The following is a 22,255-nucleotide window of genomic DNA, read 5'->3' as shown; positions in this document are numbered from 1 at the left end:
CACAGTAGTAATTGATACCACCGCACCCACGGTTGCCATTAACGATCTGACTACCAACGACACTACGCCAGAACTTACTGGTACGGTGAGCGATCCGAATGCGGTTGTGGTGGTCACTATCGACGGCAATGACTACACCGCAACTAACAATGGTGACGGTTCGTGGACACTAGCTGATGACGTAGTTGCTACGCTAGCAGAAGGCAGCTATACCGCCACCGTTACTGCTACTGATGCCGATGGTAATAACGGAACTAACTCTGGCACTGTGGTGATTGATACCACCGCACCCACGGTTGCCATTAACGATCTGACTACCAACGACACTACGCCTGCACTAACAGGTACGGTTGATGACGCAACGGCTACTGTAGTAGTCACTATCGACGGCAATAACTACACCGCTACCAACAACGGTGATGGCACGTGGACGTTAGCTGACAACGCAGTTGCTACGCTAGCCGAAGGCAGCTATACCGCCACCGTTACTGCTACTGATGCCGATGGTAATACCGGAACTAACTCTGGCACTGTGGTGATTGATACCACAGCACCTACGGTAGCCATTAACGATCTGACTACCAACGACACCACGCCTGCACTTACCGGTACGGTGAGCGATCCCAATGCAATTGTGGTGGTCACTATCGACGGCAATGATTACACCGCTACCAACAACGGTGACGGCACGTGGACGCTAGCTGACAATATCGTCGCCCTGCTTGCTGAAGGAAATTATACGGCAGCAGTTACCGCTACCGATGCTGCGGGTAATACTGACACAGCTACAGGTACAGCTGTCATCGATACCAGTATTGATGAAAACAATAATGGTCAGACAGCAACGTTCGACAGTATCTCAAACGACTCTGGGGTGGCTGGAGACTTTATAACCAGTGACAGCACGCTTATTTTCAATGGAACGGTCGACCTTGGTGACAATACTACCCTAACCGTTACCGTTGATGGCACGTCCTATACCTTTGGCACTGACCCTGAACTTACCATTGATGGCAGCGGTAATTGGAGCCTTGATTTAACAGGCACACCGCTACCAGCGGGCACCTACACGGTGGTGGCAACAGTCACTGATGAGGCAGGAAATACTGCGAGCACCGCTAGCCAAAATGTAGTTGTACAAGCACTTGATGCCATCAACGATGGCAACGCCATTGATATGGGTGAGCCTGTCGTTACCGTAAACCCACCTGAAACCACCAGCGACGTGCAGATAATTGGCTTAGCAGAGTCTACAGGTGGCGTTGATGCTAGTGCATCCTTTACCGTTTCCCCTAACCATGTGGGTGAAGTGCTAGTAGAAGTTGATCAAATAGCATTGGTTGCTGTTGCCGATGCCTACATTGTTGAGGTGTATGACGAGAGCGGTCAGCTCGTTTACAAAGGAGTAAGCGCAGATTCACAACTTGCCGATGTCGGTGGCCTAGACATTTTTGATGTTACAGGCGACGAAACCATTTCGTTTACGCTAGCAGGCCTTGATGCAGGCAACTACAGTGTGGTGGTCCGCAATGATGAGAACTTACTTGAAGACTTGTTAGACAATGACAATAGTAACGATGTAGACCTTGATGAACTTGGGACAGCTGGCGTTGTACTTGGGCCAGACAATCAAGCAGTCGTTCTTGATACTATTGAAACAACGTTAAATACCGGTGTTTTAGGTATTCCACTTGGTACGGTTGGTACACAAGTAAGGGGCGTATTAGAAACACTTCTAGATACAACCACAGTAATTGGCGCAGGTCAGCTTGTTAATTTGCTCACTGCGCCTCTTGACGCAATTGGTTTAACCGGCTTCCTTGATGACATTTTAAGCGTTATTGCTGATGCCTTGCTCAGCAATACATTAACCTTATTGCAAGACACTGACATCACCACCACATTGACCGAATACACCTATACGGGTGATTTAGTAGCCCAAGGCAACCTAATCGACGGTGATATTAGTGGCGTAGGCGCCGACACTATCTTAGACGGTGCTCAAATTACTGTTGTTACTAATTCGGCCGGCGATACTGTCAATGTGCCTGCGGCAGGTACTATAACCATACAAGGTCAATACGGTGTATTAGAAATAGCTGCAGACGGTACGTACACCTATACTGCAGATGGCGATCGTAGCGCAATTGGTCAGGATGAAGCGTTTAACTACACCTTATCAGATGGCGAAACTTCTGATATTGCGGCACTTACCATCACCATATCTGGCAGCGACTTCCCGCCGGTAGTAGCCCAAACCGATAACAATGACATGGAGTTAGGTGCACAAACGGCCATTGTGAATGCCCCAGTTAGCGACAGTGACTTCCAAGTGCTGGGCTTAGCTGAAGGCTCACCAGCAGCAGGCTCGCCAGAAGCTAGCACAACGCTTACTGTTAATGCTGGTTTCTTTGGCGAAGTGGTTGTAGAGGTCAGTCAAACCGCTTTGGTGGCCGTTGCCGATTCGTATCGTATCGATATTGTTGATTCAGATGGCAAGGTGGTTGCCACCGCTATGACGCCAGATAACCCTTTAATAGGCGATGTAGCCGGGGTAAACCTAATTGGAGTAACCGGCGACGATACACTGGTTGCGAAATTCTCTGGGCTACCTGCTGGTGATTACACCGTGGTTGTGCGCAATGATGAAAGTGCCCTTGAAACACTATTTGATCAAAATATCGACGGCTCGATTACGCTAACAGAGTTAGGTGATGGTGGCGTAGTGCTTGGCGAAGAAAACCAGGATGTAGTGCTAACTGCCGTTGAGGACGCACTAAACGGCACAAACGCCAGCGTATTAAACGGGCTTGGTTTGGGTACAGTTGTGCGAAACCTTGTACTTGAGCCAGCCTTAAGCACCGCAGACACCATAGGCGCCGGCGACTTAGTGAGTACCATTACCACGGGGCTTAATCTATTAGGGTTAGGCGCACTGGTAGATACCGTATTAGATGCTGTTGCAGCGGCACTGCTAAGCAATACGCTTACCTTACTTCAGTCTACCGATATAACTTCAACACTCACTGAATATGCGTTTGAAGGTAGCACGTCAACGTCGGGTAATGTAATTGATGCCGCTAATACTGGCGACGTAGCTGACAGCATTGCTGAGGGCGGCGTGGTTACGCAAGTTACCCATACCAATGGAGAATCGGTGACCGTATTGGGTACTGGGCTCTCGGGGGTTACCATTGAAGGTGACTATGGCAACCTCACTATCTTTGAAGACGGCCGCTACACCTACATAGCCAACGGCGTGCGCGATGGCTTAGGTAATACAGATAGCTTCAGCTATACTATTTCAGATGGCACTAATACCTCTACCGCAAACTTAAACTTCAATTTATCGGGGCAAGGGATATCTGCAGACTCGGCCCGTGCTGAATTGACCTATGATTTTGTTTCGGAAGCTGGCCCTAGTGAACTGGATGCGCTATCTCACACCTATTTAGCAAGTATTTTTGGCGGGAGCTTTAGCGATACAAGTAACACTTTTACCATAGCAGCAAACACCACCCAAGATATTTCGTTAAACGTTGATAATGGCAGTCTGTTGTCACTGGTTTCAAGCCTTACTGTTTCCGTAGAAAAGTTTGAAAACGGAGCATGGGGAGCGTACAAGGTTTTCCCAAACGGCGAACTTATCAGTTTGTTAGGTATTGACAGTGATACCGTGCTTACCGTCAACGGATTAACTGAAGGTTTGTACCGCCTGTCGATGAGCGGTACGACTGGCGTTGGCGTAGCCGGTAGTATTAGTGTAGACCTATCCTCTACCATCAACTATCTTGACCAGTTTGAAGTTAACAGCGTACAAACCGCTACGGGCAACCTGTTCGAAAACGATGTGCTGTTTGGTCCAACATACGACGTGACGGTATCTACCGATGGAACTAACTTCCAAGACGCTGTAGGTGGCATCACGTTAGTGGGTGATTACGGTACGCTGCAGATTGACGAAACTGGCGTATACACTTACACCCCGGATAACACGCTAGCCGTGTTTGGTGGGACCTTAACGGATACCTTTACTTATCGTATCGAATATCCAGACGGTACTATCGAACAGGCAGCGTTTAACGTGTTTGTAACGGCATCTGGTGAAGGTGTATCAGGTGTGGTATCAAATAGCTCATCTGAATCTGTAAGTGCATCTGATAGCAGTGATACGACCGTAACAGATGAACCCATTGCGCCTGATATAAACGATTTAGAGGAGCAAACGCTTCAAATCGTTGAGCTAAATACACTCCCACAGACGGTATCGGAAAGCGAGCCTGCGGCGCCGCTCATGAGCACCGAGCCAACAGAAAATATAAATACAGGACCTATTACCTCTGGCGTAATGCTAGAAGACACTATCACCCTTCCTGAAGATAGCGATATTGTCACCACCGGACCAGTTACGGAAGTAACGGAAGAGGCTGTAGATATTGAGCCTCCCCCAGAAGATTTAATTCTGCCTTCAACAGAGCCAACATCGCCCGAGTCTAATATTGAGAGTGTTTCTACTATCAGTTTAAGCGACTTAGTAGGTGATACTTCCAGTGACAGCGGAAGTGGTGTCGGTGTAACGCCTCCAACGGAGTCGGAAGTACTGAAAACCGCAATTGATAAACTACCGCCAACGGATATTTAGAAATATGCGCTACTCCGACCTAACATCCTCTTATTTGTACTCTTTTTGAAGCAAAAAACGAGTGTGACTTTTTATCACACTCGTTTACATTTTAAAGAGAACGGACTTTCTCCAGTTTCATGTTCACAACCGAAACAAAGTGATAAAACTACATACGCTTATACCTAATTGCGGCAAAACCTCTTCCCGATATTAGAGTGTCATTGTCAATGATCTCGTAACCTTGTTCACGCCCGTCTTCTGTTTTAAATATAAGATAGTTTTTATCATTGGATTCACGGGTAAAGATATCCATTTCTACTCTTGTCCCTTCACTCTCGATGAAATCGTCTCCGATAGTTAGTGTGTTATCTACACCGGCCATGTGCATGTATTTGTTCGTTGTCTTGCCAGCATCCATTTTCCACTGACCTTCGAAGCCATGTCCGCCACACGCTGTTAGTAGACTGATTGCCAGTACTAACCCAATTGCTCTAAATTTCATGTGATTTTCCTATTATCTTTCAGCGCTTGTTGTCTAGATAGATTTCCATTTATTGTAGATAGATTTAGCCAATGCCTCGTCGTTCAACATTAGCGTTGGAGGAGTAATACTTCGATTAGAACTGAGAACGGCAATATTGCCATCAAATAATATTTCTGAAAACTGCAGCACTCTCTCTTCCAGTGTGATTTCAAAAACACTTTTGCTGAACCCGTCAGCTAGATCCATTTTCCAAGGAACAGTCTTGCTTTCACCGGCCTCGGTTAAGGTTACGGTATCATCGCCAAACTCCAGCTTAACGAAGGCTGGCTGCGCCCCACTGTCCGAAATTCTTGCATCATCAAAAATCAGATATCGAGTTTTTCCGGCTAGCCCTGAAATTTCCCATGATGCCGGCTTGTCAGTCGGGAAAAGAGCCTGATGTTTACCCAGTTGAATCGGAGAGATAATAGTAAGGTCTTTTTCATTAACCGGCACAGACAGTGATAAAGATGATGACATATAAAGAAAGACATCTGTTTCGCTCTCACCATTTGCAGTTGTTGTTAACTCGTCACCATCAATCGTATAATTTCCCGTGTAGCCATTTAAAGTAAACGTCCCGCCACCAAACGTGATTTCGCGGACGCCTTCTCTAGCAAAAAAAGGCGCATTCATGCTACTGATGTTCAGAGTTCCCTGCTCCAAATAGCTGCGCAATGACTTTACTCTGTCCTTATGAGATATCTCATTTTCATCAGCTAAGATATTTACAGAATTCAAGTCAACGCCAATATTGACTAGCTCAGTTGTGATATAATTGTTGACATTTTTAGTGACGGCGAATAGATGTTCAATGTCGTTATCCTGATATTCATTAGAGAATAACCCCGTCACTGCTCTGGCAAGGGCGTGAACATGTGCACTCTCTGCTGCATCACTAGCAATGTAATCACCTTCTAATACTGAAAGTGGCAAGTTGAGATAGCTAGAAAGATCTTCAAGCGTTTTTTCTTCATTTAGCGAATCCAACATTGTAAAAGGCGTGATAACCGCATCTTCTTCACCGATAATATCCGCTATCATCTGATAACTACGAGGTACAAAACCAACTCGATCGGTATCTTTAGTGTTTCCACCTTTTATTGTTGCAACAAGCCTGCCCTCAAAATCACCGCTTATGAACACTTGCCCTTGTTCGTTAGTAGTACCAAGCTCCAAACATTGAGTGCTTCCTGACTCAATTCCACATACTGAAGCATCGCTCAGGTAGCCATCTATCACCGTCACAACTTTTTCGGTAGATGGAGGAGTGGATGTGGCGTCATCAACGGGCATATTGCTGCTATCAGACGAGCCTCCACCGCACGCAACAAGAACAGACAAGCACAAACTGGACAAAACAAATTTCTTAAACATCTAATACTCCATGGATTAATGTAAATATGTAAAGAATGGGCATTTAAATTAGATTGAGTTTTTTGCGCTCTGAGGCGAGATAAGCGCTCCCTCCGTTTGCGAGAGTGTGTTTATTGTTGAACGTTTTCTCACCAACACAATAAAGAGACTCCTACTAGTAAATGTATTTCCACCTAGTCGTCATTTGAATGTCAAACGACCTTTTTACATGTGTTGTTTGCATGTGAATAAAATAAACAGACAACACAAAGTGAAAATTAATGATGCATTTGTAGAAGCACAAGGAACGAAAAAGCATTTCAATTTCGTAAAAGAAAATGAAAAAATTTGATAGGAGTTAATTTAGATTGATTTTCATCCAAGATTTGGCAAATTTTGCATCTTTTTCAACCAAACTTTGGCTATATTGTAGAATTTCGCTGATTTTTTTATTATCGAAACCCATGAAATACTTCAGCTGCAGTATCTCAGATTGACGGGGATAACGATTACTAAATTGCTCTAAAGCCTGATCTAAAGCGTTATTACTCATCATGTCTCCTCCATCTCCGTGTTCTGGATATTCTTCGGGTGGAAGGCGTTTCTTTGCCCCAATTTTTCGAGCTTTCTCGAACATGACCTGCCTCATCACCTTAGCGGTCATAGAATAAAACTCGCGACGGTTCCGAATGTAGGAAACATCAGATTTTTCTAGCTTAAGATAGGCTTCATGAATTATAGACGTGGTATTGTATACTTCTTCGCCAAGCAATAAGTTATTGTCAGTGTATTTATTGCTAACTTTTATACGCTCACGCTTCGCTAATACTCGCAACTGCATGTAAGCAAAATGAAATAAAGAATCTTGAGCTAAGTTATCACCTTGATGCCACTTTTGAATTATTTCGGTAAGTTCTTCAGTCATTATCTTTATCGTTCGTGTTAAATAGTCGCTTGTATTCCCTCACGGAGAACGTCTCCGCTCGTTTTTTTTTGCCATTCTTATCGATTATTATGGCTAATTGCAATCTGAATAGAGTACCTGACAGCCAGTCGTCTCCCACGGGTACATATTCCCATCGGGTATATTGTTCAGTGTCAGCTTTGTCATACCATTTTACAGGCGTATTTAGTTGTGCCAACGTAGCGGCTGAAGACTTTGGCCTTAACCACCACATGTCAGCGTAGTTTGCTGAAACCACTTCGGTATATAGCGTTGGATCTCGTTTACATTCATCCTCTAAAATAGGCGCCTGGTATACTTGACCTTTATTAATAAGCAAACAGCGAAAGCTTGGCTTGCGTTTTTTGACATAGTGAGTTTCTTGCCAGATACCGTCGAAATCAATCGTTTTTTCTGCACTCGCGACTGTGGTAAACATAATAAACTCTTCTAAATTCGCCGTTCTAATCCCTTCAGTTTTGCCTAACCCTTGTTTTTTTTCCGTCACGAGTTGAGTCTTTGCGTCAAAGCTAAAGGCAACTGAACGATATTTTCTTTCATTTCCATCAACATAATCTTCAATACTGAAACCGCTTAGATCACTATAAGTACAACCTTTGTGGGCACAGCCAATCACACCTTTAAAACCTGCAACATCACTTATTGGCGCAACCTCCTGTTTTTTAAGTTGGTAAACAAGATTTAACTCACACTGATCAACACTGCCATCCCTGCTTCCAAAGTGATCCCCTTTATCTGGGTAACTGTAAATAAGCTCATCGGTTACCTTATATGTTATTCGACCAATTGGGCCTTTATATGCTTTATTGACGCCTTTCGCGAGGTCGTAAAAACATAGCTCGCCATCGCTCTTGCGCAGTTTTATAAATGTTTTTCGTAAAATTAAATTAAGGGGGCGAAATACAAATCGGTTGTATCCTTCTCGCATATAAGCACTTGCCTGCTCTAGACTGGGAAGCGCAAGTGGAGGTATAGAAAAGTGAGGATTGTGCCAATCTGCTTGGCTAAGCGCTTGATGAACATCACCAAGGGCCAAGGCCTCGGGTTGAAGCAGTATGCCTCGCGTATCTTCCGGGTGAGTATCAAGGGCCACCAAGGTACGCAAAAGGTTATTATATTTTTGCGGCGACATAGCCAAATTAGCGAGGGTAAGTACACCTTGGGCACTTGCGCTACCAAGAGGATAATCATCGTGTTGATTACCCCAATAGAAGGTAATTGTGTCTTTATTTTGGTAGCTAAATTTCCCTTCAAACGTGTACCCATGGAGACCTGAGCTAGTTTCGTAATAAAGTCCGCTTATGCGCGGTGCAACTAGCTGGCCTGTCAACAAAGGTTGTTTTTGATCGATCATATAGACCAGCATAAGCGGTAACACTATAGCCAAACATCCTAGTAATATCTTTTTCACTCTTGACTCTCAGTTTCTGCTTCTATCATTTGTTTGGGTGGCACTGGCGAGAGCATTGCAGTCAACATTCTTTGCTTTAAATCTTCTGGTAAATGTTGGTTAGCCAGTACACTTCGACGGGTTAACTCAAGCATGTTATTGAACTGACTTGGGTGCGCTATTTCTTTCCCGTGAAAAATAATATTGGTCAATTCCAATACCATATCCTGCGTTAAGTTTTGTTCGATGACTAACTGTCTATTTTGCTCAAAGAGCAGCGCACTAAAACCAATAACAGATAATGTAAAAGCGCACACCAGCCCGCTAGAAACAGGCCTGCGCTGAATAAGCTTTTTGAGCACATACCAGGGAGAGCGTTTTTGCACACTAACTGGGCGATTCTCAATATAGTATTGCAGATCTTGCCTAAACGCAGCGAGGGTGTGGTAGCGCTGCTGAGGTAGCGCATAGGTCGCTTTATGCAATATCTGCGTAAGTTCTGGCTTAATTGCATCTGTCCTAAGCATAGCTTGCAGCAATTTGCCCAAAGAAAAGAGATCACTTTGTTGAGTTAAATGCTCTCCTCTCAGCTGTTCCGGACTGGCGAAGGCTTTACTGAGTGCCTTTATAGGCACGCCATGCTCTCCTAGGGATTGGTGTCGTTGGGTGATATTGAAGTCAAAGATTTTTGGCATTGCTCTTTGATCTATCAGTACATTTTCAGGTTTTATATCTCCGTGTAGAATCTGGTTTTGATGGGCGTGTTCAACAGCATCACAGATGCTATCGAATAGATGTAACTTTTGCCTCACCGTCATAGGGGTTGCAGCGAGATAGGCCATTAAACCCGTGCCATGTATTTTTTCCATGACCATGTAAACACAGCCTTGATGCTCTCCAGCATCAAATACCTTTGCTATGCAAGGGTGATTTAGTAGTGCCAATAGCTGCGCCTCCTCAAATAAGGCGCGTTTTCCCAATACTTGAGTCAAATCAGGCTGAATAAACTTTATCGCCAAATCTTGCTGGTAGGTATGGTCACGACGATTGGCAGAATAGACTACGCCCATGCCACCCTTACCAATTTGCTCTGCTACTTGGTATTTATCTAATAGCAATCCGGTAAAATTTGCCTCGTTAAATAGCGCAGAAGCTGACTCACCCAGCACTTTAGTTAGACTAAACTCATCAGTTTCGGTTACTTCTAGCATCTCAATAAGCTGTTGATGCATCGAAGGCTGTGTATGTTTTAGCGCTTCGAGAAAAGCTTCCTGCTCAGATTCTTCCAAATCGAGTAGAGTATAAAAGACTTGAGTACGACTGTTATTCATAGCATGTGTATGTGATGTTGTGCCTCTAAATAGAGGCACATAGTTAGCGTTAAATTTCTGCTTGGTAAGATAAGCTAAAATGACGACCAATAAAGATAGTGGTTTGCGGATAAGCTTCCGCTCGGAAATACGGATACTGCTGCTGAGAAGCGTCAAAGCGTGCTCGGCTATCAAAAAGGTTGACCACGCCCACGCGCAGGTTATGTCTTTGCTGTACTTGATAACTAATGCCTAAGTTGTACAGATTAAGCGGAGCATACCGCCTGCGGTCTAGCTGAGTATAGTCACCTGACCTCACATCATTCCACAACGAGCCGTAGCGAGTATGCGCCAAAGATACTGTCCATTTATCCTTAATCAATTCAATTACAGTGTTGATTTTTGAACGGAAATTAGCGTTGTAATAATTGTCTCGATAATTATCATCTACTTCCTCATCAGGCGCCCCTTGCAAGCGAGTTTCGAGCAAATGTGTATAATTAGACTTGACCTTAACCAAACCGACATTATCTAACTCCACCTTCGCGATTAACGCCATATCAAAACCTGTAGTTTCCTGCATTGCTGTGTTCACAAAGCTGGTTTGTACTTTATTGATTTTATAAGAATTAAAGCCGAGTTCACCGTTGCGATGTGTGCGGCTTAATGCATACGCACAAGCCGACGAGCTTCTATCTAATTGACCACTAAGGCACTGATACTCTGTCAGATTAAGATTCATCACTGAATCCGGAGTAACGAGATCTTCCAATTTGATCCTAAAAAAGTCGAATGATAGAAAAGAGTCTTTGTAAAAAGACCAAACCACACCTAATGTATTGGAATAGCCTGTTTCTTCTTTCAGGTCCTGATTACCAGAAGACTCGTTAAGCACACCATAGAAGCCCGTAAAATCGAACTGTGCATCACAGGTTTGTGCTAGAGCATCCAGATTGGATGTCCCAATCAAAATATCATCAAGGCGGCCTTGAGTTAACGCGGCGCAAGAGTCGATCAAGGCATAATCACCAACAAAGTTAAATGAGCCTGAGGCACCTTTAAACACATTGTGCAAATCCGGTGCGCGAAACACTGTCCCGTGACTACCTCTGAACAACAGTGAATCTATAGGACGCCACTGTAACCCTAACTTATAAGTAGGTGCGCCATCTACAGCCGTGTTATCAATGTATCTATCGTACCGGGCCGATGCAGATAAGGTCAGCTTATTGGCAAGGGGGATACTAAATTCAGCGCCTAATGCATAACGGTTTCTTTTGCCATTGCCCGCTGTGCCGGTTTTTCCGACCCAGCCCTGCCCTTCTTTCCCAAGGGTTCGAGGGTGCTCGTTTAAGTCATACTCTGATGACTCATATTCAACAAAAGTTGCAATATTAGCTGGGCGTTCGCTAATTCGATTTAGTTCACCAGCCAATGTTAAACCTGCCGTCGTAACACTGGCATCTGAGGTAGATCTATCCAACCCAAAAATTGTATTAAACCCTGTTTCACTAAGGGGTTGCCACCAGCGATTTAAATCAAGAGTTAACTCATCCGTTTGCTGATTGTGATCCACAAAATAATCTGAAGCTTTCTCACTTTTTAACTGATAACTGCTTTGGGAATTATTGGTAAAACTATGACTAGCATATATTTCATAGTCATAGTTGTCGAACAGCTCTCCTGAAAGCGAAAGTGACAGATTAAGCATGCTTTCTTCAAACCTCTCCTGCTGTCCCCGTCCCATGAGCAGCTCCTCAGATTGAAAATCACGCATCACCATGTAAGTTGTACCATCACTGGTTAGAAACATACCATCCCCCAGCGCATTGGGACCGGCTAAGATCTCTTCCTTTAAAAAATCTGACGACCAGCTTTTGCTGTCTACACGGTGAGCATCGCTGTGCCAATAGAGCATATCCATAGACAGCGAATTTGTATTTGATAATTCGTAAGTTCCTGTAAAGTAGACTGATAAATTTTCTCTATCGTGAATCAATGCGCCGTCACCAGTGTTATCTCTGCCGCAATAATTTCCCAAGAAAGAGATATTGGTGTAGGTAAGATCGCCAAACTGATCGCACCTTTCCCTCATGGGATCTAACGCGGTGAAGTCATCTGCGCCTACAGGAAGATGAAATACGGAGAGTGCCCGGGGTAGCTGTGTACGAAACTCATTTTGACTTGCAAGGTCAGCAGGAGTATCAAATCTGTCATCTAACCAATCCCGTTGTTTCCCCCTAAGCATATCTTGATTTTCGTACTCGATGGCCAATGTCCAACCGCTAGAAGTAGCCGTATTACCTGTTACCAGAGCAAAACGTTTATTTGCGGCATCATCATGACCAGAGCGCGACAGGCGCGCCGTGAGTGTAGTAGTTTCAACATTGCGTTTAGTTATAATGTTGACAACGCCTGCCATGGCATCCGAACCATAAACAGAAGAACTTGCACCAGTGACAATTTCTATTCTTTCTACAGCTGCGGTAGGAATACTTGCGATATTGAAGACGTTATAGTCACCATCAAACACGCGCGGATAGTTAGCCACGCGTTTGCCGTTTAACAAGAACAGTGTGCGGTTTGGCCCAAGCCCTCGCAAGTTTATAGTTTCGGCATTTCTAGCCGAACCTTCTAATGCCTGCCCCCGATTACTACCTGTTGCACCGGCGAAAGACTGGAGAGCTTCATACACAGTATTAAAGCCTTGGGCTGTAAGATCATCTGCGCTTATAACAATCGTCGGACTAGGACTTTCTAATTCAACGTGTTTAATTCTGGAGCCTGTTATCAAGTAGCGCTCTACCTCGTCCTTTACCTTACCACTTTGTTCAGTCGCAAACGCTGAGGCAATAGTTGAGCTAAGACAAGTGGTTAAGAATATGATCGAAGTAGAACGAGCCCTTACATGAGCTTTTTTAATTATTTTCACTTTCTAATTTCCAAATAATGTGCAGAAATCGCACAAAAACAACATGGGAATGGTCAGATGTGGATTGTAACAGAGATATAAATTGGTTAAACAACCCCTGCAAGGCGTGGGCTTAAAAAATTAAGAATAGCAAACGCGTTGACGTTGCAGGCCTCCCTCTAAGCAATATCGAACTATGGTTTGATCTACTCGAAGAATTAGATTTTATAGAATCGTGACAGGTGGCATTTTTCAACAGTTAACATCAGTGGTAAATGACGATATGATAAAAAAAGACAATAATAATTAGCTAGTAATCAGTTCATAGGTGCGTTTAGCACAATTCTAAACTTTCTGGTTCCCATCGATTAACTGGATAAATCCTTCGCCTCCTAAGCGAAAGCTACAGGTTCGAGTCCTGTTGGGAACGCCATAAACTGCCCTACACCTCTGCTTTTTGCAGTAAAGATGCTTATACACATCATTGCCTGTCATATTAAAGAAAATTTCAACCTTTGGTTGTAATTTGGCCAGTTTAAGTAATACTCTCCAAAACAGGAGAGCATTATGACTTTCGATTCCCCACCACCTAATGACGCTGATGGTTGTACCGAGACGGCTGAAGAGTGCCCATTTTCTGAGGAGGAGTGGGATGCCATTCAAGCATTAGCCGAACCCGGTGCCATTTTCTAAACGATGATTTTTAGAATTTAATCCCCATTTTGTTATTACACCAAAGTTGATGGTGTAATATTCCGTTGCGCTCGGTGACAAATCAAACGCTTGTTCTCCAGAGTCCAACGGCGCTCTAATAGCATATAAGAGATAGAGAAGTAGCTTGTACGGGAATTAATATGACCCAAATTGAGAACGACGATATCGATTCGTTTTTTGCAGAAATGCAGGATGTAAAACCTATCGCTTGCGATGATAAGGCTTTATTACACGATCCTGAACAGGCGCTGGCCGACAAACAGAAACGTGCAGCCAAACAGTTAAGCGCCCGAGAAAATTTTACTAACCCGTTAAGCATGGAAGGTGTGAAGCCTGTACCGCCAGATGAGTTTATACACTTCCAGCAACCAGGTATCCAGGACGGCGTATTTAAAAAGCTTCGCCTTGGGAAATACCCTTTAGAGACCAACATAACACTAGCAGGGAAAACCTTGGCGCAAAGCCGAGACGTGATTTATAACACAATTAAATCTAGTCATGAGCGAGGAGTTCGTGCACTGCTTATAAAACATGGAACAGGCGAAAATAGTAAACCCTTCCCAGCATTAAAGAAAAGCTACGTTAATCATTGGCTAAAAGAACTTGATGAAGTGATTGCCTACCATACCGCACAACCTATGCACGGAGGTTTTGGTGCTACCTATGTATTGCTTAAAAAGCATCCTATGCAAAAGCTAATCAATAGGGAAAAAAATAAGAAAGGGTAAAGTAAGAGGCTGGTTATTTTGGACCAAATTTCGTCGTTCAAGCTTCGATATAAAAAAAATAGAAAAGCGAACTTTTCTCAAGGCCCATAATGATTAACGCCCGTATCAAATAACTTGATACGGGCGTTAGAATTTTTCTTTCAGACTACTTAACTGAAGACTGCACATTTAGCATTGTTGGAGCTTCGGCAGACTTCGCAGATGTGCTAAAAACAGCAGTTACGAACATCAACACTACCGCCACAGCCACTCCGGTTAAGCCAAACCCTTTTGAAGAACGATTCATCGGTCGTCTCTTATTATTAATAACCAGTAAACAGATAATGATCACCGGTACAGCCCTAACTCAACTCCTGTAACCTAGTCGCATTCCTTGCTTGCACTACAATAGATCAGTGACAAACTGATGACAAGGGCAAAAATCAGATTTTTGACACTTCGCCAAAGCTTTGGCACCCATTTAAGGTATGTATATTTATTAAACAGTATTAATTTAAAGAATAAAACAGGGGTTTCCCCCTATTTCATTGAAAACTCACTGTTTTACTAACCTACGAATTTGCGAGCATTTCTAAAGATTCGCATCCATGCACCGTCTTCTTGCCAATCGTCAGGACGCCACGAGTTTGCTACGGTTCTAAATACACGTTCAGGGTGCGGCATCATGATAGTGCTCCGCCCATCTAGTGAGGTTAGGCCCGTGATGCCTTGCGGTGAACCGTTCGGGTTTGCCGGGTATTGCATGGTTGGCTTGCCATAGTTGTCTACGTAACGCATCGCCACCTGTGCGCCAACTTGTGTTAGCGCATTGTCATTAGCAAATTCTGCCTGACCTTCACCGTGCGATACCGCAATTGGCATACGCGAACCAGCCATGCCATCAAGTAACACAGATTTAGACTCCATCACTTCAACCATTGCAACACGGGCTTCAAAGCGCGCCGACTGGTTAGTTACAAAGTGTGGCCAGTGCTCAGTACCGGGAATCAATGACTTGAGGTTCGATAGCATCTGACAACCGTTACATACCCCTAAACTAAAGGTGTCATTGCGGTTAAAGAAGCCTTCGAACTGATCCCGAGCCATGCTGTTGAACAATATAGATTTTGCCCAACCTTCACCTGCACCTAATACGTCACCGTAAGAGAAACCACCGCAAGCTGCAAGACCCGCAAACTGTTCAAGGGTAGTTCGACCCGCTAATACATCACTCATATGTACGTCGATAGCGTCGAAGCCTGCGCGAGTAAATGCAGCCGCCATTTCAAGATGCGAGTTAACGCCCTGTTCTCTTAATATCGCCACTTTTGGCTTAATGCCTTTAGCAATATAGGGTGCTGCAACGTCTTCATTTACATCGTAAGACAACGCAGCATGCAAACCTGGGTCTGCTGCATCTTGCTTTGCAGCGTGTTCTTGTTCAGCACACTCAGGGTTATCACGCAGTTTCTGCATTTCATAGGTAGTTTGTGCCCATGTTGTACGCATCGATACGCGGCTATCAGACAGTACAGCGACGCCGTCGCGACTAAACTCAATCATATCTGTGCTATTGAGCGTACCGATATCGTGAGTCAATTCAGTTAAACCGAATTCAGCCAGTACTGCATTAACGGCATCCATATCGCTTTCAAGCACTTGAATGACGCCACCGAGTTCTTCATTGAACAATACGGCAATATCGTGGTTAGCTGAAGAGCTACCAAGGCTATCAAGGTTAACGCTTACGCCTGTTTTACCGGCAAAGGCCATTTCAGCAACGGTAGTAAACAGGCCACCATCTGAACGGTCGTGATAAGCACACACCAAGCCTTTTTCGATTAACGTCTGCATGGCATCAAAGAAGGCTTTAAGGCGAGTTGCAGAAACCACATCTGCTGGGCTATCACCAAGCTGAGTATAGACTTGTGCCAAGCAGCTCGCGCCCAAGCGATTTTTACCTTCGCCCAAATCGAGTAGCAGCAAGCGGCTTGCACCTTTGTCTGTACGTAGCTGAGGTGTTAGGGTTTTGCGAATATCTTTTACCGCGCCAAAGGCAGAAATAACGAGTGATAGCGGAGAAGTTACCGCTTTATCTTCACCGTTTTCATTCCATGCGGTTTTCATCGACATGGAATCTTTACCCACAGGAATGGTTAGCCCTAGCTCTGGGCAAAGCTCCTCCCCCACTGCTTTAACCGCTTCATATAGACCTGCATCTTCACCTGGGTGTCCGGCTGCTGCCATCCAGTTTGCAGACAGTTTAATGCGCTTAATATCGCCGATGTTTGCTGCAGCAATATTGGTTAACGCTTCACCCACCGCAAGACGTGCAGACGCGCCGTGCGATAGTAACGCGACAGGCGTACGCTCCCCCATCGACATCGCTTCACCGTGGTAGGTGTCAAACGCTGTTGCAGTAACCGCCACATCTGCCACCGGCACCTGCCATGGGCCTACCATTTGATCGCGACTTACAAGGCCGGTAACCGAGCGGTCACCAATGGTGATAAGAAAAGTTTTCTCTGCCACGGTAGGCAAAGATAAAATGCGATTTGCTGCATCACTTAAGGTAATGGCAGCTTCATCTAGTGCTGGCGAGCTAACCTTGGTCGAGCTTACGTCGCGGTGCATCTTAGGCGGCTTGCCTAAAAGTACATCAAGGGGCATATCGATAGGTTTGTTGTCAAACTGGCTGTCGTTCAGGTTTAGGTGCTGCTCGGCAGTGGCTTCACCAACCACAGCAAACGGCGCACGTTCGCGAGCACAAATCGCTTCAAACACCGGCATGTTTTCTGGTGCGACAGATAAAACATAGCGCTCTTGCGATTCGTTACACCATAGCTCCAGCGGTGTCATACCAGGCTCATCAGACAATACTTTTCTAAGCTCAAAGTTACCGCCGCGACCGCCATCGTTAACCAACTCAGGTAGTGCATTTGAAAGACCACCTGCGCCCACGTCATGGATAAATTGAATAGGGTTTTTATCCCCTAACTGCCAACATGCATCAATCACTTCCTGACAGCGACGCTCCATTTCTGGGTTGTCACGCTGTACCGAGGCAAAGTCTAAATCTTCGTTTGATTGGCCAGATGCCATTGATGACGCTGCACCGCCACCAAGACCAATGTTCATTGCAGGGCCGCCAAGCACAATAAGCTTAGCGCCTACCGTGATTTCGCCTTTTTCGATATGCTCGCGACGAATATTACCTAAACCACCAGCTAACATAATAGGTTTGTGATAGCCGCGCACTTCAACACCGTTGAAGCTATTGACTTCTTGCTCAAAGGTACGGAAATAACCCAGTAGCGCAGGACGACCAAACTCGTTGTTAAATGCAGCGCCACCAAGTGGGCCTTCAAGCATAATATCAAGAGCGCTAACAATACGCTGTGGCTTGCCGTATTCGAATTCCCACGGCTGCTCAGCACCAGGAATACGTAAGTTAGATACGGTAAAACCAACCAAACCCGCTTTAGGTTTTGAACCACGACCAGTAGCACCTTCATCACGGATTTCACCACCAGAGCCTGTTGCCGCACCTGGGAAAGGTGAAATTGCCGTTGGGTGGTTATGGGTTTCTACCTTCATCAAAATATCGATATTCTCATGATGGTATTCGTATTGGTGTGACTGAGGGTTCGGGAAGAAACGACCTGCTTGCCATCCTTCCATTACCGCTGCGTTGTCTTTGTAGGCTGAATACACGTGATCAGGTAACAACTCGTAGGTATTTTTGATCATTTTAAACAGCGACTTTTCTTGTTCCTCGCCATCAATGGTCCAGCTAGCGTTAAAAATTTTGTGACGACAGTGTTCAGAGTTTGCTTGCGCAAACATGTAAAGTTCAACGTCAGTCGGGTTTCTGCCTAGCTTTGTAAAGCTATCAAACAGGTAGTCAATCTCATCATCAGCCAATGCAAGGCCTAACGAAACATTTGCATTTACCAGCGCGTCTTTACCTTCGTCAAGCACATCTACACTGGTAAACGTATTGGCTTCGGTATGTGCAAACAACACTGCTGCGTCGTCAGTGTTGGTGAACACTGACTCAGTCATTCGATCGTGTAAGAAACTAGCAACAAGCGCAAAGTCATCTTCACTCAAAGCATTTTCTGTTTCAATATAAAACGCGCATCCACGCTCTATGCGATTAATACTTTTTAAACTACAGTTATGAGCGATGTCGGTGGCTTTAGAAGACCAGGGAGAGATAGTGCCGGGGCGAGGAGTGATTAGGAAGAAGGTTCCAGAAGGGGCTTGTGCTTGCCTCGCGGGGCCGTAAGTGAGCAGCTTCTCGAGAATCTCTATTTGCTGCTTAGACAAGTCACCTTTTGAATCGACTAGGTGAACATATTCGCTATATAGGTTTTTAACCCTAACGCCGGATTGACCCAGCTTTGCAATCAGTTTAGTTTGGTTAAACTCTGATAGTGCAGGAGCGCCTCGAAGGACCAACATATTGATTTACCTGGTTTGTTAGAAACAACGACCACCAATGCGACGCGTTGCCTCTTGGATTGATGAGTATTTCGGCGCGGATTATAGAGTAATTATGCGCAGTAAGTAACCTCATAACGCACTTACATGAATTTTTTTTTAAACTTAGACAGTTTAATGACAATAAGTAAAGGTCTATGCCGTCACAAGACTACAAAAAACGATTAAAACTATACTTAATAATCACATTATCTATTGCTGTTATGAGCTGTGGCGTTCCATCTGTTCCCACAGCCCTTTCTTCGTTATTAGAACGAGAATCTATTCGGGTGGGAACGGTATATGGTGCAGGAACTTTTTATAACGGCGCAGAAGGCCCGCAAGGTTTTGAATATGAATTGCTGGCGGGTTTTGCCGATTACCTTGGCGTTACGCTCGACTTATATCCATTCTACAGCTACGAAGTCATGCTGGAACAATTAGAAGAAGGAAACCTGGACATTGTTGCTACTGGCGATGCGGTTACGCCTTCGCTAAAAAATCGTTTCGCTTATGGTCCTGCCTATCAACACGTTAAGCAACAGCTTGTATTTCAAGCTGGGGCATCGAGACCCAGAGACCTTTTAGCACTCGACGCCCCTATCATTACCGTTGCAGGTAGCAGTCAAGCTCACCTGCTTTCAGATTTGCTAAGTGAACTTGGCGATACGGAAACAGATAGCGAAGATGCTTCCGTAACAACCGAGATCGTTACCACTGAAGATTCTGACTCTGAAGAGCTTTTACAGCAAGTTGCTAATGGCGATATTGCTTATACGGTGGCCGACAGCAACCGCTTAGCTTTACAGCGTAGGCGTTATCCTAACCTCGCCATTGCCAAAACAATTAACGAAGATATGCCAATGGCATGGGCGCTTCCTTTAGACCAAGACGACTCGGTTAAAGCAGCGCTAATTGAGTATTTTGGTACTGTACATCAATCAGGCTGGTTTACAGTATTAGAGGACAAGTATTTTGGCCATATTCGCCAGTTTGATTATGTCGACAGTCGCGCGTTCAACTACGCTGCTGAAACTGCACTAGCGCAATATAAACCGTTGTTTCAACAATACGCCGGTGATTTAGACTGGCGACTGCTTGCGGCGATGAGCTATCAAGAAAGTCACTGGGACAGTGACGCCATTTCAAGAACTGGGGTTCGCGGCCTGATGATGCTAACACTAGACACAGCAAGTGACTGGGATGTGGATGATAGGACTGACCCTGAACAAAGTATTCGCGGCGGCTCCCGTTATTTCGCTAGTTTGCTCAACCGCATACCGGCACGAATTAGCGAGCCAGATAGAACTTGGATGGCCATGGCTTCGTATAATATCGGTATGGGGCATTTAGAAGACGCAAGAGTACTTACCGAACAACAAGGGGGCAACCCAGACTTGTGGGTAGATGTGAAGCGCCGCTTGCCACAATTAAGGCAAAAGAAATATTACCGAACTACTCGCTATGGCTATGCTAGAGGCGATGAAGCTTTGCAATACGTCGAAAACATTCGTCGCTATTACGACAGCTTAGTATGGTTGGACGAGCAAGGAAAAATTTAACGCTGTTCGTCGTACCACGCTATTGAAAACTGTCATTTCGATGTCATCTTTGTACCGTACCCTAAATAGAAGTTAGTCAAACACTGACTTACTTTCTCAGAACAACTATTTTTCTCAGCGATGACTAGCTTTTGACGTGCTGCACCTCTTAAGAAGTAACAGCGCTTTAATGATCACATCTCTTGAAGGACTTGTGTTTAGCTCAAAAACAGAGAGCTTCGCATGGCAGAAAAAAGTGGTCGCGACACACGTAAAGTGGCCACAGTGCGAGAAAGGAGAACAAATGAAAAAAAATCGATTCATGAAAAAAGGAATAAAATTGAAAAACAATAACAGACGCAGACTTATGCTTAAGCGTTGTCACCAAAAAGTACTACAACGCCGCAAGCTATTTGTTACTAGCGACATGTTCACTCAGTTAACCCGCACGCCTACCTAAGCCACGACAATTCTGTTTGGCTTCAATAAGTTACGATACAAACCAAATAGGCGAGTAGGCTGATAAGCACGTCTTCAAGTACTGTTATGAACTAGCTTGAAGCATCACCCTCTAGCAGTTTTTTCGCCTTTTTGGCAGCCTTTATTTCTTTCCTGCGCTTGCGAAAAAAGTTTGACAGTTTATTAGCACACTCTTCAGCTAACACGCCAGATACAACCTCAACTTGATGATTAAGCGCAGGGTGTTGCAAAAGATTCATGACCGACCCCGCAGCACCTGTCTTGGCATCTTTTGCACCAAATACCACCCGTTTTATCCGCGCGTGTACCAACATGCCTGCACACATAGAGCAAGGCTCTAACGTGACATACAAAGTCGCGTCAATAAGCCGGTAATTTTGCACGGCTGACGCAGCGGCTTTAACTGCCCGGAGCTCAGCATGGGCAGAGGGGTCGTTATCCGCTATCGGTGTATTAAAGCCTTCGCCAATTAGTTCACCGTTTAATACCACGCAAGCACCGACGGGCACCTCACCAATAGACTCGGCCTTATCGGCAAGCGTTAACGCGTGCCTCATCCACATTACGTCTTCTTCTACTACGTTGTCTTCTATTGCGATTTCAGTCGAAGTCTCTGGCGCAGGCTCTTTCTCATGCACTTGCTCAGTGTCGAGATCGGATTTTGATGTAGGACGGTTGCTATTTTGCTCACTCATTCGTCAATTTTGCTACTTTAATTGGTGAAATTCATTAACATTTATTTTGTATTAGCTTAGGTAAACATTCTAACTTGTTAGAAAATAATGACTTTTGTCACTTGGCAACCTATTTGCAAACTTTCATTATAGCACTGCTAATGTGAAGGACTTAACTGGTTACATTTTTTACTAAAAATCAATTTAGATAACCGCTATAGTACCTAAAGCGATGCAGTAATTTTACCATTAAGTATTTGATTAGATACTGGGTGAATTAGGCAACAGGCCAGATTTTCACCTACACTGTTTTAAAGCCATTTGTGAGGGATACCACCGTGAACATGACCGCGATTGCAATAGTAGCCATTTGTGCCTGGGCCTTAGTTAACATTGTCGAAAGTGCAAAAGACAAAAGTAAAAAGAAACTTAGCAACAAAGAATCCGAAGCCTATAAAGCCGAAATTGCAGAGCTCAAGGAACGTGTTTCTGTACTTGAGAAGATAGTGACAGACGAGCGCTACGACTTAAAAAAGCAGTTTGCAGATTTGGAAAGCGACCGCGTAGCATAAATTT

15 protein-coding genes and 1 tRNA gene are annotated in these 22,255 nt (G+C 44.6%); 7 read left to right on the top strand and 9 right to left on the bottom strand.

What is annotated here, in order from left to right:
* Positions 1 to 4,642: beta strand repeat-containing protein (locus V7R42_RS06405; RefSeq protein ID WP_334019358.1), on the top strand; the 4,642-nt coding region annotated here is incomplete at its 5' end.
* A 148-nt stretch (positions 4,643 to 4,790) separates the two neighbouring features.
* On the opposite strand, the gene V7R42_RS06400 is transcribed toward V7R42_RS06405, so the two are convergent.
* From V7R42_RS06400 to V7R42_RS06375, 6 genes are all read right to left on the bottom strand, one after another.
* Positions 4,791 to 5,126 carry a hypothetical protein gene (locus V7R42_RS06400; protein WP_334019357.1) on the bottom strand — a complete coding sequence of 112 codons (336 nt, stop codon included), beginning with the start codon at positions 5,124 to 5,126 and terminating at the stop codon, positions 4,791 to 4,793.
* 33 nt (positions 5,127 to 5,159) lie between these two features.
* Positions 5,160 to 6,524 (bottom strand): hypothetical protein, encoded by a 1,365-nt coding sequence (locus V7R42_RS06395; RefSeq protein ID WP_334019356.1) that lies wholly within the window; start codon positions 6,522 to 6,524, stop codon positions 5,160 to 5,162.
* A 337-nt stretch (positions 6,525 to 6,861) separates the two neighbouring features.
* A complete protein-coding gene (locus V7R42_RS06390; RefSeq protein WP_334019355.1) occupies positions 6,862 to 7,428 on the bottom strand; it encodes an ECF-type sigma factor in 567 nt (188 codons plus the stop codon).
* A complete protein-coding gene (locus tag V7R42_RS06385) occupies positions 7,421 to 8,878 on the bottom strand; it encodes a hypothetical protein (protein ID WP_334019354.1) in 1,458 nt (485 codons plus the stop codon). The genes V7R42_RS06390 and V7R42_RS06385 overlap by 8 nt, the downstream gene beginning before the upstream one ends.
* Entirely contained in the window at positions 8,875 to 10,188 is a 1,314-nt protein-coding gene (locus tag V7R42_RS06380; protein WP_334019352.1) for a serine/threonine protein kinase, read from the bottom strand. Before V7R42_RS06380 ends, V7R42_RS06385 begins: the two co-directional genes overlap by 4 nt.
* 49 nt (positions 10,189 to 10,237) lie before the next feature.
* Positions 10,238 to 13,099, bottom strand: coding sequence for a TonB-dependent receptor domain-containing protein (locus V7R42_RS06375; RefSeq protein WP_334019351.1), 2,862 nt, complete (start codon positions 13,097 to 13,099; stop codon positions 10,238 to 10,240).
* 336 nt (positions 13,100 to 13,435) lie between these two features.
* Between V7R42_RS06375 and V7R42_RS06370 the strand changes: the two genes are divergently transcribed.
* The 3 genes from V7R42_RS06370 to smrA all read left to right on the top strand — a co-directional run bounded on the left by V7R42_RS06370 (position 13,436) and on the right by smrA (position 14,520).
* Positions 13,436 to 13,511, top strand: a tRNA-Arg gene (locus V7R42_RS06370).
* Positions 13,512 to 13,645: 134 nt separating this feature from the next.
* Positions 13,646 to 13,771 (top strand): hypothetical protein, encoded by a 126-nt coding sequence (locus tag V7R42_RS06365; protein WP_334019350.1) that lies wholly within the window; start codon positions 13,646 to 13,648, stop codon positions 13,769 to 13,771.
* A gap of 161 nt (positions 13,772 to 13,932) precedes the next feature.
* Positions 13,933 to 14,520, top strand: a complete 588-nt coding sequence (gene smrA, locus V7R42_RS06360) for a DNA endonuclease SmrA (protein ID WP_334019349.1) — start codon at positions 13,933 to 13,935, stop codon at positions 14,518 to 14,520.
* 145 nt (positions 14,521 to 14,665) lie between these two features.
* Here smrA and V7R42_RS06355 read toward each other — a convergent pair whose 3' ends face one another.
* A complete protein-coding gene (locus tag V7R42_RS06355; RefSeq protein WP_334019347.1) occupies positions 14,666 to 14,806 on the bottom strand; it encodes a hypothetical protein in 141 nt (46 codons plus the stop codon).
* A 260-nt stretch (positions 14,807 to 15,066) separates the two neighbouring features.
* On the bottom strand, positions 15,067 to 18,966 hold the full coding sequence (gene purL / locus V7R42_RS06350; protein WP_334019346.1) for a phosphoribosylformylglycinamidine synthase: 3,900 nt from the start codon (positions 18,964 to 18,966) through the stop codon (positions 15,067 to 15,069).
* A gap of 176 nt (positions 18,967 to 19,142) precedes the next feature.
* On the opposite strand from purL, the gene mltF reads away from it, so the two are divergent.
* Both mltF and V7R42_RS06340 read left to right on the top strand, forming a co-directional pair.
* On the top strand, positions 19,143 to 20,546 hold the full coding sequence (gene mltF, locus V7R42_RS06345) for a membrane-bound lytic murein transglycosylase MltF (protein ID WP_334019345.1): 1,404 nt from the start codon (positions 19,143 to 19,145) through the stop codon (positions 20,544 to 20,546).
* Positions 20,547 to 20,829: 283 nt separating this feature from the next.
* A complete protein-coding gene (locus tag V7R42_RS06340) occupies positions 20,830 to 20,985 on the top strand; it encodes a hypothetical protein (RefSeq protein ID WP_334019344.1) in 156 nt (51 codons plus the stop codon).
* A gap of 91 nt (positions 20,986 to 21,076) precedes the next feature.
* On the opposite strand, the gene tadA is transcribed toward V7R42_RS06340, so the two are convergent.
* On the bottom strand, positions 21,077 to 21,700 hold the full coding sequence (tadA, locus tag V7R42_RS06335; protein ID WP_334019343.1) for a tRNA adenosine(34) deaminase TadA: 624 nt from the start codon (positions 21,698 to 21,700) through the stop codon (positions 21,077 to 21,079).
* 323 nt (positions 21,701 to 22,023) lie between these two features.
* Between tadA and V7R42_RS06330 the strand changes: the two genes are divergently transcribed.
* The gene (locus tag V7R42_RS06330) at positions 22,024 to 22,251 is read left to right on the top strand and encodes a hypothetical protein (protein ID WP_334019388.1); all 228 of its coding nucleotides are present in this window, start codon (positions 22,024 to 22,026) and stop codon (positions 22,249 to 22,251) included.
* Positions 22,252 to 22,255 lie beyond the last annotated feature (4 nt).

The sequence above is a fragment of the Alteromonas sp. S015 genome (assembly GCF_036864485.1).
GTDB lineage: Bacteria > Pseudomonadota > Gammaproteobacteria > Enterobacterales > Alteromonadaceae > Alteromonas.
The sequence above is the reverse complement of the archived record's forward strand: the minus strand, read 5'-3'. Positions and strand labels throughout refer to the sequence as shown.